8 protein-coding genes are annotated in these 13,099 nt (G+C 63.4%); 6 read left to right on the forward strand and 2 right to left on the reverse strand.

Annotated features, from left to right (window positions below):
- The 5 genes from ABLV49_RS09520 (at position 1) to ABLV49_RS09540 (ending at position 7,301) form a co-directional block, all read left to right on the forward strand.
- On the forward strand, positions 1 to 732 hold the full coding sequence (locus ABLV49_RS09520) for a hypothetical protein (RefSeq protein WP_349281341.1): 732 nt from the start codon (positions 1 to 3) through the stop codon (positions 730 to 732).
- A 31-nt stretch (positions 733 to 763) separates the two neighbouring features.
- A complete protein-coding gene (locus ABLV49_RS09525; RefSeq protein WP_349281342.1) occupies positions 764 to 1,741 on the forward strand; it encodes a hypothetical protein in 978 nt (325 codons plus the stop codon).
- A gap of 52 nt (positions 1,742 to 1,793) precedes the next feature.
- A complete protein-coding gene (locus ABLV49_RS09530; protein WP_349281343.1) occupies positions 1,794 to 4,931 on the forward strand; it encodes an efflux RND transporter permease subunit in 3,138 nt (1,045 codons plus the stop codon).
- Between the two features lie 48 nt (positions 4,932 to 4,979).
- Positions 4,980 to 5,693 carry a TapB family protein gene (locus ABLV49_RS09535; RefSeq protein WP_349281344.1) on the forward strand — a complete coding sequence of 238 codons (714 nt, stop codon included), beginning with the start codon at positions 4,980 to 4,982 and terminating at the stop codon, positions 5,691 to 5,693.
- Positions 5,694 to 5,924: 231 nt separating this feature from the next.
- Positions 5,925 to 7,301 carry an alginate export family protein gene (locus tag ABLV49_RS09540; protein WP_349281345.1) on the forward strand — a complete coding sequence of 459 codons (1,377 nt, stop codon included), beginning with the start codon at positions 5,925 to 5,927 and terminating at the stop codon, positions 7,299 to 7,301.
- Between the two features lie 29 nt (positions 7,302 to 7,330).
- Here the strand turns inward: ABLV49_RS09540 and argA are convergent, their stop codons facing one another.
- Positions 7,331 to 8,683 carry an amino-acid N-acetyltransferase gene (gene argA, locus ABLV49_RS09545; RefSeq protein ID WP_349281346.1) on the reverse strand — a complete coding sequence of 451 codons (1,353 nt, stop codon included), beginning with the start codon at positions 8,681 to 8,683 and terminating at the stop codon, positions 7,331 to 7,333.
- A gap of 195 nt (positions 8,684 to 8,878) precedes the next feature.
- On the opposite strand from argA, the gene hrpA reads away from it, so the two are divergent.
- Complete coding sequence (gene hrpA, locus ABLV49_RS09550; RefSeq protein WP_349281347.1) at positions 8,879 to 12,787, forward strand: ATP-dependent RNA helicase HrpA; 3,909 nt, start codon at positions 8,879 to 8,881, stop codon at positions 12,785 to 12,787.
- A gap of 63 nt (positions 12,788 to 12,850) precedes the next feature.
- On the opposite strand, the gene ABLV49_RS09555 is transcribed toward hrpA, so the two are convergent.
- Complete coding sequence (locus ABLV49_RS09555) at positions 12,851 to 13,009, reverse strand: DUF3309 family protein (RefSeq protein ID WP_349281348.1); 159 nt, start codon at positions 13,007 to 13,009, stop codon at positions 12,851 to 12,853.
- Positions 13,010 to 13,099: the final 90 nt, after the last annotated feature.

The raw sequence follows: 13,099 nt of genomic DNA on the forward strand, positions 1-13,099 counted from the left end.
ATGCGTCGCTTACCCGGCTATCTTGTCGTCATGGCTTCGGCCATCGTGCTGATGCTGGGCGCACCGGCACGCGCGCAGAACGCCCCACCAGACCACAAGGTCATACCGCGTTCGCAAACCAGCGATGCCGCAGCGGAGAGCCACACACCCAAAGCCGCGCAGGATGCAGCCGAGCCGGAGCACATTCGTGGCCAGGTCACCAGGGTCGATGCGTCTTCGATCACCGTGAAGACCGGCGACGGCAAGACGCTGGGCATCGGGCTCAACAATGACACCACATTCATCGGGCTGACCAAGGGAAGCTTCGCGGACGTGGATTTTGGCGTGTATGTAGGCGCCGTTGCGGTGAAGCTGGAGGAATACAGCCCAATCGTCCGCGATTCGGCGGTCTGGCTGCACAAGGGCTTCGAATTGCGGGTCATTGATGAGAAATTGCGCGGCATTGCGCTGGGCCACAAGAAGTGGGATCTGACACCCGACAGCATCATCGCCCACGGCTGGGTGGACGACCTTGAGATCCGGGTGCTGTCGATCAAGTGGGGCTCCACCGACTACGACGAAACGGACGTGGAAGTACCGCGCGACGTGCCGGTCTACAAGATGTCGCTGGGCGACAAGGGTTTGATCACGCTGGGCGCGCGGGTCTTCGTCGGCGCGCACAAGGGTTCGGACGGGAAGTACGTGGCCGCATTCGTTTTCGTTGGCAAGGACGGCATCGTCCCGCTGCTGTAGCAAGTGATGGTCAGAAACAAAGAGGTACGCAATGAAAGCCAAACTCATGGCCGCCGCAAGGGCTGGCCGCAATGCTGCATTCCCTGCCCAATGCAGGCTCCTGGCCGCGGTAGCGGTAGCGCTACTTTGGCTGGCACCGGCAGCAGCGAACGCAGCGGCTCCAGGGGGATCGCCGGCGGTCGGGAAGACCGCCGCCGTCACCCTGGAGAAGATTTCCGGGAGCAGCGTCAAGCGGGTCACCTTGAGCGCGAAGGCGGCTGAACGCCTGGGCATCGAAACCGGCAAGGTGAGCGAACAGTCGCTTGTCCGCAGGCAGATGGTCAGCGGGCTGATCACCGCTCCGGTCAGCAGGCCATCTGGACCAACGCCGGGCGGCGGCACTTTTGGCGGCTTCCCGCAGGCGGGGGCTGGCGCAATGCCGTCCTCGCCTGCCGGGTTTCAGAAGCTCACAGCGGGCCTGCCGGCGCAACGGACTGTCTCCACGCTCGTACCGGCAGCGGCATCCCCGCCCACGGCGAACGTGCCCATCGCGGGCGACGCCTGGGTGCAGGTGAGCCTGTCGCCGGGGGAGCTGGAAAGGCTGACGAAGGAGCAGCCGGCGCGCCTGCTGGCACTGTCCACCCGCGACAAGTTCGCCAGCGAACTGCTTGCGCAGCCATCAGGAATGGCGCCGGTTGAAGACACGAAGCGTTCGATGCTGACGCTCTACTACGTGGTGCCCGGCAGGGACCATGGCCTCACGCTGAACAGCCGGGTGCGGGTTGAGCTGCAGTATTCAGGCACCGACGAAAAGCACAAGGTCGTGCCCTACAGCGCCGTGTACTACGACGGCAAAGGCGCGGCCTGGGTCTATGTCAACACCAAACCGTTGACCTACGAACGCCAGCGCATCGAGGTCGAACGTGTTGCCGGCGACCTGGCGGTGCTTTCCGGCGGCCCGCCCATCGGAACGCCGATCGTCACCGTGGGCGCGCCAATGCTCTTCGGCGCCGAGATTTTCGGTAAGTAGCGACGTGGCGACGTAATGGTTGGGTCAACAAAGCAAGGGAAGGGGGTTCGATATGTTCCGCTGGATCATTGGCTCTAGCTTGAAGTTCCGCTACCTGGTGCTGGGGATCGCCGCGGCGCTGGTGGTATTCGGGAGCAGCCAGCTGAATAAAATTCCCGTTGATGTGTTTCCCGAGTTCGCCCCCCCGGTGGTGGAGGTGCAGACCGAAGCCATCGGCTTGTCGGCCGAGGAGGTGCAAAGCCTGATCACCCTCAACCTGGAAGAACTGCTCTCCGGCGTGCCATGGCTGGAATCGATTCGCTCGCAGTCGGTGACGGGCCTGTCATCGATCATGCTCACCTTCAAGCGCGGCACCGACATCATGAAGGCCCGGCAGATGATCCAGGAGCGCCTGACACTGGCCTACACGCTGCCCAACGTGGCGCAGCCGCCGGTGATCCTGCAGCCCCTGTCGGCGACTTCGCGCTTCATGATGGTCGCCATTTCGTCGGACAAGGTCGAGCCGACGGAGTTGTCGCTGCTCGCGCGCTGGACCATCAAGCCGCGCCTGCTGGGCGTGCCCGGCGTCGCCAACGTGGCGATCTGGGGCCAGCGCCTGCGGCAGATGCATGTGCAAATAGACCCCAATCGGCTGCGCGACGCCAAGGTGATGCAGGAGGACATCATCGCCGCCGCCGGAGACGCGCTGTGGGTGTCGCCGCTGACGTTTCTCAAGGGATCGGCGCCTGGGACCGGCGGCTGGATAGACAATAAAAATCAGCGGCTCGGCGTTCAGCACCAGATGCCCATCGAGGCGCCGGAAGACATGGCGAAGGTGGCCGTCACCACGCCCTACCTGCTGCTCTCCGGCAAGAACCTGGCGCTGGGCGATGTTGCCGAGGTGACCTTCTCGCATCCGCCGCTGATTGGCGACGCCGTGGTGAGCAACGGCGGCGGCGGCCTGATGCTGGTGATCGAGAAATTTCCGTCCGCCAACACGCTGGAAGTCACGCGCGCGGTTGACCAGGCGCTGGCCGAACTGGGCCGGGGCCTGCCCGCCGTGAAGGTCGATAGCCATGTGTTCCGGCTGGCGTCGTATGTCAACGAGTCCGTCTCCAATCTGACCCGGGCCATCGCCATCGGCGGTGTGCTGGCGATGCTGGTGATTGGCGCGTTCCTGTTCAATTGGCGCAGTGCCCTGATCAGCGGGGTGTCAATCGTGCTCTCGCTGCTGGCCGCGGTGATCGCCCTTCACCTGGCCAAAGCCACGATCAACACCATGATCCTTGCCGGACTGGTCGTCGCCCTCAGCGTGGTGATCGACGATGTGGTCGTCAACGTGAACACGCTCCTGGAACGGCTGCGTGCGCGCCAGCCGGGCAGCGGGGTGTCGATTTTTGCCGTCATCTTCGAGACCACGATGAAATCGCGGCGCGACGCCCTTTACGCGACGCTGATCGTGATACTTGCCGTCCTGCCCATCTTCTTCATGGGCGGAATAGCCGGCGCGTTCTTCGAGCCGCTGGTCATGGCCTACCTGCTTGCCGTGCTGGCTTCCATGCTGGTGGCACTCACGGTAACGCCTGCGCTGAGCCTGATGCTGCTGGGAAAAACGACTTCCGACGACCGCGAATCGCCCGTCGCGCTCTGGCTCGGCGCTAGATACGATGCGGCGCTGCGGCGGGTCATCGGTGTGCCGCGCAAGGTGTTTCTGGGCGCCGGCATCGCGCTGGTGGCCGCCATCGGGGTCTGGCCGCTGCTGGGCCAGTCGCTGCTTCCTGCCTTCAAGGAGCGGGACTTGCTGGTGAACTGGTCAACCCCGCCCGGCACGTCCCATGCCGAAACCTACCGGATCACCTCCAGGGTCAGCCAGGAGTTGCGCTCGCTGCCCGGCGTGCGCTCGGTGGGCGCGCATGTGGGGCGCGCGGTGACGGGCGACCAGGTCGTCGGCATCAATTCGAGCCAGATCTGGATCAGCCTTGAGCCCGATGCCGACTACGACAAGACCGTCGCCGCGATACGGGAGACGGCCGACGCCTATCCGGGCATCACGCACACGGTGCATTCGTATTTGCGCGACAAGGTCCGCGAAGTGCTCACCGGCGCGAGCAATGCCATCGTCGTGCGTATTTACGGTCAGAAGATCGAGGTTCTGAACCAGAAGGCCGAGGAAGTCCGGCAGGCGCTTTCCGGCATCAAGGGCATCGTCGATCTGCAAACCGAAGGCCAGGTGGAGGAGCTTCAGGTGCAGGTGAAGGTCGATCTGGACGCCGCCGGCCACGCCAACGTCAAGCCGGGTGATGTGCGCCGCTCCACGGCGACCGTGTTTTCCGGCCTGGTGGTGGGCTATCTGTTCAAGGAGCAGAAGATTTATGAGGTGGTGGTTCACGGCGTGCCCGAGGCGCGTCAGAGCCTGACGAATCTGCGCGATCTGTGGATCGAAAAATCGGATCGCACCTACTCGCGCCTGGGCGACATCGCCGACGTGCGCCTGGTCTCGACGCCAACGGTTTTGCGGCACGAGCGCATCGCGCCTTACGTCGATGTCGTGGCCAACGTGGCGGGACGCGATGCGGGCTCGGTGGCTGACGAGGTTGACGACCGGCTCGACAAGATCCAGTTCCCGCTCGAATACCACCCGGAGCTTTTGGGTGAATCGGCCGAGCGCGAAAGCGCCCAGCAACACATGCTCGGTGTGAGTGTGGCGGCCTTGATCGGTATTTTCCTGCTGCTGCAGGCTTGCTTCGCAAGCTGGCGGCTGGGGCTGATCGCCTTCCTCGGGCTGCCGGCGTCGGTCGCAGGCGGGGTGCTGGCGGTGCTGGTCAGCGGCGGCGTGGTGTCACTGGGATCGGTCGTGGGCTTCTTCGCGGTGCTGGGGATTGCCGCCCGCAACACCGTCTCGCTGATGGATCATTACCAGCATCTCGAGGCCCGGGAACAGATGCCGTTTGGACTCGACCTTGTTCTTCGCGGCGCGCGGGAACGGCTCTCGTCCATTCTGGGTGGCTCCATCGCGATCATCGCCGCGCTGTTGCCGATCATTGCTTTCAGGCTGAGTGCTGGGTTCGAGATCGTGCAGCCGATGGCCATCGTCATCGTGGGCGGACTGCTCGCCTCCACGCTGTTTACCTTGTTCGTCATGCCAGCGCTGTATCTGCTCATCGCGTCAACAGCGCAACGCCAGTCTGATCTCGGTCTGGCTGGCGCGTGAAAAACGGAGCAAGGGCAGGAAATGGGTCAACTACCAAGGAGAGCGTTGATGATGAAGAAGACAATCCACTCCCTGCTTGCCGCTGCGGCGATTCTCGGGGCTTGCCCGGCGGGCGCGCAGGAGGATAAGGTTAAGGCCGCAAGTTCGGCGTGGCAGGACCAGTTCGGCATCTCGAACTGCACCATCGTGACGCAGGGCAGAAATCAATACGCCGTGCTGGAACCCGGCTTTCAGCTGGTCCTCGAAGGCGGTGATACCCGGCTCCAGATCACGGTCCTCGATGAAACCAAGACGGTCGATGGGGTCACGACCCGCGTGGTCGAGGAAAAAGAATGGAAGAACGGCGAACTCTACGAAGTCGCCCGAAATTACTTTGCCATGTGCGAGCAAACCAAGGACATGTTCTATTTCGGCGAAGACGTCGATTTCTACAAGAATGGCAAGGTGACCAAGCACGACGGCACCTGGCATGCGGGCGTGAATGGCAACCGGGCCGGTCTGCAGATGGCCGGGGCGCCACAACTGAAGATGAAGTACTACCAGGAAATCGCGCCCGGCGTGGCCATGGACCGGGCCGAGATCGTGAGTCTGAATGAAACCTGCAAAACCCCGGCAGGGACGTTCTCCAACTGCATGAAGGTCAAGGAAGGCTCGGCCATCGATATCACCGCGCGCGAGTACAAGTATTACGCGCCGTCGATCGGGCTCGTCAGGGACGAGGACCTGCGCCTGACCAGGTACGGTTTCATCAATGGCAAATAGGCCCATCCCATCGTGTCCGCGCACTTGAAGCCACTGCTTCAAACCGCATCACTCTGCGCCCTGTGGTCAGCCGCGCTCGCCGCCACGGCGGGTGCGGTTATGCCGGTTGTTGCCGCCGAGCTGGCAAACGATCGCGGGGAGATGGCCCCGGCTGGCGCGCTGGCGGTTCAGGCCAGCCGGGTCGCAGACCCCTTTCCTGATCAGGCGTCTGGCAGGGCCGGTGAGTTGACCATGGAAAGCGCCGCTGAGGGCGTCGCGGGCACGCAACTGGCGCAATTCCAGCTGCCGAAGGCTTCGTCCGGGGAGCCGGTTTCGCCTGGAAGCCCGGATGCGCCACGGTATCCGGAAAGGCCATTGATCCAGTACTTGAAGTACCAGTTTTCATATGGCAGCGAGTCAGACATCACTTACCGCCGCAACCCGGATCTCGACAAGCGCTTGCGGGACAACTCCCTGATCCTGGCACCCCAGGTCAACGGCAGTCTCATCTACCGGCCGAATGCCCAGTTGGAAATGATGCTGGAGGTGATACTGGAGCGGGAGATCGCCGCGAGCGAGCAGGGCGTGGTCACTCTGCCGGGCGGGCAAACGCAAGTTGCGCCTCGAAGGCGCGCCTCGATGCCGATTGACCAGGCCTGGGTGACATTCAAGGAGCTGGGTCCGTTCGAGATGACGCTGGGGCGGCGCAATTTCGAGGACGGCCGCCATTGGCTGTACGACACCTCGCTCGATACGGCTTTCGTCAAATTCAAGCAAGGCGCCTATCAAGCCGAGCTGAGCGTTTCACGAAAGGACAGGCTGGACCTGGACCTGCTCGCGCCGGTGCAGAAGACGCGAACCGACAACTACATGTTCTACCTGGACTACCGTGGCATTGAAGACATCAAGGTCGCCGGCTACACGATTGCGCGCAACGATCAAACGGGGACCGAAGGAAAGCCCCTGCACATGGGCGTGCGCGCCTATGGCATGCCCTCCGACCGTTTCAATTTCTGGACCGAGCTGGCCCTGTTGCGCGGCAAGGACGCGGTGCAGAAGAATTTCAAGGGCCATGCCATCGATGTCGGCGCCACCTATCGTTTCCCAGGTCTGACCTACGCCCCGAATGTCACCCTGGGCTACGCCTACGGGAGCGGTGACGACAATCCGAACGACAACCAGAACCACGAGTTCCGGCAGACCGGCTTGCAGTCGAATGAAGGCAGGTTCGGGGGCATTCCCAAATTCAAGTATTACGGCGAGGCACTCGACCCGGAACTGAGCAACCTGCAGATTCTCACGCTAGGCCTGGGCTTCAGGCCGGCGCAGAACGTCACGCTTGACTTTGTTTACCACCATTACCGGCTGAACAAAATCGCCGATGAAATTCGCAACTCGGCGCTGACAGCCCAAATGAACCAGGATGACACGCGGCTTGGCAAAAATGCGGGGCGCGCGCTCGACATCGTGCTCGGGTTTCGCAACGTGTTCGGGGTGCGGCGGCTGGGGCTGGATGTGCGGGCGGGCCTGTTTTTTCCGGGAGATGCCTTTCGCAACGAAGACCCGGTGACAGGTGCCTTTCGCAACGCCAACAAATCCATCAGCGTCCTTGCCAAGATCTGGTTTTAAGGTCGGCCTGACGCCAGGCCGGCCGAAGCTCAGGATTGGAGTTTTTTGACCAGCACCTGGCTCTTGCGGTCCCAGTTGTACTTGCGCTTGCGGGCGTCGGGCAGCCAGTCCGGGTCCACCTGCACGAAGCCGCGCTTGATGAACCAGTGCATGGTGCGCGTGGTCAGCACAAAAATGCTTTGCAGGCCGGCGGCTCTGGCGCGCTGCTCGATGCGCTTGAGGATTTTTTCGCCGTCGCCCTGGCCCTGGCTTTGCGGCGACACCGTCAGGGCGGCCATTTCGGCGGTCCTGGCTTCGGGGTAGGGATACAGCGCGGCGCAGGCAAAGATCACGCCGTCATGCTCGACGATGGTGTAGTGGTCGGCGTCGCGCTCGATTTCGGTGCGGCTGCGCTTGACCAGCGTGCCGTCCTTTTCAAACGGCTCGATCAGCTGCAGGATGCCGCCCACGTCATCAGCCGTGGCTTCGCGCAGTTCTTCAAGCTTTTCATCGACCACCATGGTGCCGATGCCGTCGTGGACGTAAATCTCCAGCAGCAAGGCGCCATCGACCGCGAACGGGATGATGTGGCTGCGCTCGACGCCGGCCTTGCAGGCCTTGACGCAGTGCTGCAGGTAAAAAGCCGTGTCGGTCGGGCGCTGGCTGGGAGGGGCTTTGCTCAGCAGCTCCTCGGCGGCGGCCAGCGGCAGCTCGGTGTCGATGGGATTGTCTTCGCTGGCGGGCTCGCCGGGCTTGAGGCGGATGCCGGGAATTTCAGTCACGAAAATCAGCTTGTCGGCCTGCAGCGCAATCGACACGCTGGTCGCCACCTCTTCCATGGTCAAGTTGAAGGCCTCGCCGGTCGGCGAAAAGCCGAAGGGCGACAGCAGCACCATCGCGCCCATGTCCAGTGTGCGGGTGATGCCGGCCACATCGACCTTGCGCACCAGGCCCGAATGCTGGAAATCCACGCCATCGACAATGCCGACCGGCCGGGCGGTGATGAAGTTGCCCGAGATCACCCGGATGGTCGAGCCGGCCATCGGCGTGTTGGGCAGGCCCTGGCTGAAGGCCGCCTCGATTTCATAGCGCAGCTGGCCGGCGGCTTCCTGCGCGCAGTCCAGCGCCACTTCGTCGGTGATGCGCATGCCGTGCGAATATTTGGCCTGGTGGCCCTTGGCCCTGAGCTGTTCGTTGACCTGCGGCCTGAAGCCGTGCACCAGCACTACCTTGACGCCCATGCTCTGGATCATGGCCAGGTCCTGCGCCAGGTGCGGCAGCTTGCCGGCGGCAATCGCCTCGCCGCAAACCGCGACCACGAAGGTCTGGTTGCGGAACTTGTGGATGTAGGGCGCCACCGAGCGAAACCAGGGAACAAAGGTGAAGTTAAAGACCGTGGACATGGCGCGCTTTCGGGGTTCGGGGCTGGAGGATCTGGGAAACGTCCGGAGCATTGACCCGTATCCGGCCCAGACCGCTTTCCCCGGCAGACAAAAAATAGCAGTGAGTGTAAGGGACTACCCTGATGGGCCGGGGGGCTTGGGGCAGAACGCCGATAATCAGCGGCTTTGACTCCCGGGTTCTCCTTGCTTCCTTCCTTGTCCCCTCTGGCCATCACTTTTCCCGAATCGCTGCCGGTTTCCGCCAAGCGCGACGACATCGCCGCGGCGCTCACGGCGCACCAGGTCATCATCGTCTGCGGTGAAACCGGCTCGGGCAAAACCACGCAACTGCCGAAAATTGCCCTGGCCCTGGGGCGCGGCAAGCTCAACTACCCGCCCGGACAGGGCAGGATGATCGGCCACACCCAGCCGCGCCGCATTGCCGCGTCCAGCGTCGCCAAGCGGATTGCCGAAGAGCTGAAAACGCCGCTGGGCGATGTCGTCGGCTACAAGGTGCGCTTCCAGGACCGACTGAGCCGCGATGCCTCGGTCAAGCTGATGACCGACGGCATTTTGCTGGCCGAAACCCAGACCGATCCGCTGCTGCGCGCCTACGACACCATCATCATCGACGAGGCGCACGAGCGCAGCCTGAACATCGACTTTTTGCTCGGCTACCTGCGCCAGCTGCTGCCGCGCCGGCCCGACCTGAAGGTCGTCATCACCTCGGCGACCATCGACGCGCAGCGCTTTGCGGATTATTTCGCCTCCGCCAAGGGGCCGGCGCCGGTCATCATGGTCTCGGGCCGGATGTTTCCGGTCGAGCAGCGCTACCGCCCGTTCGAGGAATCGCGCGACTACGGCCTGAACGACGCCATCGCCGATGCGGTCGATGAACTCTGGCTGAGCCCGCACAGCGCCGGCGACATTTTGATTTTTCTGCCCGGCGAGCGCGAAATCCGTGAAGCCGCCGACCACCTGCGCAAGCACCTGGCGCACCAGCCGCTGACGCGCAATGCCGAGGTGCTGCCGCTGTTCGCCCGCCTGAGCCAGGCCGAGCAGGACCGGATTTTTGACGGCCACAGCGGCCGGCGCATCGTGCTGGCGACCAACGTGGCCGAAACCTCGCTCACCGTTCCAGGCATCCGCTACGTCATTGACGCCGGCACGGCGCGCGTCAAGCGCTACAGTTTCAGGAACAAGGTCGAGCAGTTGATGGTCGAGCCGATCTCGCAGTCGGCCGCCAACCAGCGCGCCGGCCGCTGCGGGCGCGTGGCCGACGGCATCTGCATCCGCCTGTACGACGAGCCCGACTTTCTGGGCCGGCCGCGCTTCACCGACCCCGAAATCCTGCGCAGCTCGCTGGCCTCGGTGATCCTGCGCATGAAGTCGCTGCACCTCGGAACGATTGAAAGCTTTGCCTTCATCGAGCCGCCGCAGGGCCGCGCGATTGCCGACGGCTACCAGTTGCTGGCCGAACTCGGCGCGGTCAATGACGACAACGAACTCACGCCGGTCGGCTGGACGCTGGCCAAGCTGCCGCTGGACCCACGCGTCGGCCGCATGATCCTGGAGGCCAAGGACCGGCAGGCGCTCGACGAGGTGCTGGTGATTGCCAGCGCGCTGAGCGTGCAGGACGTGCGCGACCGGCCGATGGACAAGCAGGCGCAGGCCGACCAGGCGCATGCCAAGTTCGACGACGAGAAAAGCGAATTCGTCGGCTTCCTGAAGCTGTGGAAATGGCTGGGGGATTCGCGCGGCGGCCATGACGCGACGCATAAACTGACGAATCGCCAGTATGAAACCCTGCTGCGCGAGAACTTCGTCAACATCCGCCGCGTGCGCGAATGGCGCGACATCCATTCGCAGCTGCAGGCGGTGGTCGGCGAGCAGGGCTGGCACCTGAACGACAAGCCGGCCAGCTACGAGCAGCTGCATTTGTCGCTGCTGTGCGGCCTGCTGGGCAATATCGGCCTGAAAAGCGAAGAGGACGACTGGTACCTGGGCGCGCGCGGCATCCGCTTTTACCGCCACCCCGGCGCGCGGCTCAGCAAGAAGCCGGGTCGCTGGATCGTCGCGGCCGAACTGGTCGAAACCACGCGCCTGTTTGGCCGGGGCATTGCCAACATCGACCCGCAGTGGATCGAGCAGGTCGGCGGCCATCTGTTGAAGAAGCAGTTGCTCGACCCGCACTGGGAGAAAAAAGCCGCGCAGGTGACCGCGCTGGAGCGGGCCACGCTGTACGGGCTGGTGGTTTACAACGGCCGGCGCGTCAACTTTGGCCGGGTCGATCCGGTGACCTCGCGCGAAATCTTCATCCGCGAAGCGCTGGTGGCCGGCAACTGGGACACCAAGCTGCCGTTCCTGGCGGCCAACGAAAAGATGATTGCCCATGTCCAGGACCTGGAGCACAAGGCGCGCCGGCAGGACGTGCTGGTCGATGAGGAGCTGATCTACGCTTTTTACGACCAGCAACTGCCGGCCGACATCTGTACCGGCGCGGGCTGTGAAAGCTGGTTCAAAACCGAAGCCAGAAAGCAGCCGAACTTGTTGCTGCTGACACAAGACGAGCTGATGCGCCACGAAGCGGCCGGCATCACCACCCAGGCTTTTCCCAAGACGCTGCGGTTGGGCGGCGTCGATTGCCTGACGACCTACCTGCATGAACCGGGCGATGCGCGCGACGGCGTGACCGTCGATGTGCCGCTGTTTGCGCTGAACCAAGTCAACGAAGAGCGCTGCGAATGGCTGGTGCCCGGCATGCTCAAGGACAAGATCCAGGCGCTGATCAAGACCCTGCACCAGCGCCCGCGCTCGCGGCTGGTGCCGCTGCCCGACACGGCCGCGCGCATGGCCGAGGAGCTGATGCAGGCGGAGAAGTTCGGCACCGGCTCGCTGACGGATGCGGTCTTGAAGTGGGTGCGCGATGCCACTTCGCTCGACATCAAGCGCGGCGACCTGAAGCTGGACATGCTGCCGGCCCATCTGTTCATGAACTTCCGCGTGGTCGATGAGCACGGGCGCCAACTGGGCGCGGGCCGCAACCTCGGCGCGCTCAAGGGCGAGCTGGGCTCGCAGGCGCGCGGGGCTTTTCAGGCGCTGGCGGGGCTTAAAAACCTGGGCAAGGCGGCGCCTGCGGATGCCGGCGCCGTGAAAAATGGGGTTTTGAATACAAATTCAGCATCAAACAGGCCTCTAGCGCAAGCGGGGTATGCACGGGCAGCTCCTGAAAAGATAGCACCAAAAGTTCCGGAGCGCTACACCAGCTGGAGCTTTGGCGAGTTGCCCGAGCTGATGGAAATCGGCAAGGGCGCGCAGACGCTGATCGGTTTTCCGGCGCTGATCGACCTGGGCGATGCAGTGACCATCGAGGTGTTCGACGAGCCTGATTCAGCCGCAGTCAAGCACCGCGCGGGCTTGCGCCGCCTGTTTTCGCTGCAGATCAGGGATGCCTTGAAGTATCTGGAGAAAAACCTGCCCGACCTGCAGAAAACGGCAACTTCCTACATGCTGGTGGGCCGCGCGGCCGACAACTCGGGCGGCGGCACGGTGGACGAGCTGCGCCAGCAGATCATCGAGGTCGCGCTGGACCGAGCGTTTCTGCTCGATCCGCTGCCGACCTGCGAGGCCGACTTCAAGAAACGGGTGGACGACGGACGCGGCCGCCTGACGCTGATTGCCAGCGAGGTAGCGCGCTTGGCCGGCGGCATCCTGGTCGAGTTCGCCGTGGCGCAGCGAAAGATCAAGGACACGAAAAACGCGACGGAAGCGGTGCAGGATGCCGGTCAGCAGTTGCAGCGCCTCGTGCCCAAGAAGTTCCTGACCGCCACGCCTTACGGGCAGCTGCAGCATTTCACCCGCTACCTCAAGGCAATCACCCTGCGCCTCGAAAAGTGGCGCGCTGACCCGGCCCGGGACGCGGCCCGCATGGCCGAGTTGCGGCCGCAGGAGCAGCGCTACTGGCGCCTGGTGGCCGAGCGCAAGGGCGTACTGGATGCGCGCATGCAGGAATACCGCTGGCTGCTCGAAGAGCTGCGGGTGAGCTTCTTCGCGCAGGAGCTGCGAACGCCGCAGCCGGTCAGCATCAAGCGGCTGGACAAGCTCTGGGCGCAGCTCAATAGCTGACGCGGAACGAAAAAAAGTATCTTGCAAACACAAGATACTTTTTCACGGGGTTCGAAGCGAAGGCTAGATTCGGCCCATCAGCAGCAGGACGATCAGGATGACGACCACGAGGCCAATGCCGCCGCTGGGACCATAACCCCAGCTGCGGCTGTGGCCCCAGGTGGGCAGGGAACCGACCAGAATCAGGATCAGGATGATCAGCAGGATAAGCGAGATGGACATTGAAAACTCCTTGTTTTATATGCCTGTATTCTTGCCCGCGGCTTGAGTTCATCAAGCAGGAATGGGGCTTGTGCAGGCGTCAGGAGTTGC

Origin of the sequence: Polaromonas hydrogenivorans, assembly GCF_040105105.1 — a bacterium.
GTDB classification, from domain to species: Bacteria; Pseudomonadota; Gammaproteobacteria; order Burkholderiales; family Burkholderiaceae_C; genus Polaromonas; species Polaromonas hydrogenivorans.

What these genes read in the sequence shown, in the direction of transcription:
- ABLV49_RS09520 (WP_349281341.1), top strand. Translation starts at nt 1, where the DNA reads ATGCGTCGCTTACCCGGCTATCTTGTCGTCATGGCTTCGGCCATCGTG.
- ABLV49_RS09525 (WP_349281342.1), top strand. Translation starts at nt 764, where the DNA reads ATGAAAGCCAAACTCATGGCCGCCGCAAGGGCTGGCCGCAATGCTGCA.
- ABLV49_RS09530 (WP_349281343.1), top strand. Translation starts at nt 1,794, where the DNA reads ATGTTCCGCTGGATCATTGGCTCTAGCTTGAAGTTCCGCTACCTGGTG.
- ABLV49_RS09535 (WP_349281344.1), top strand. Translation starts at nt 4,980, where the DNA reads ATGATGAAGAAGACAATCCACTCCCTGCTTGCCGCTGCGGCGATTCTC.
- ABLV49_RS09540 (WP_349281345.1), top strand. Translation starts at nt 5,925, where the DNA reads ATGGAAAGCGCCGCTGAGGGCGTCGCGGGCACGCAACTGGCGCAATTC.
- argA (WP_349281346.1), bottom strand. Translation starts at nt 8,683, where the DNA reads ATGTCCACGGTCTTTAACTTCACCTTTGTTCCCTGGTTTCGCTCGGTG.
- ABLV49_RS09555 (WP_349281348.1), bottom strand. Translation starts at nt 13,009, where the DNA reads ATGTCCATCTCGCTTATCCTGCTGATCATCCTGATCCTGATTCTGGTC.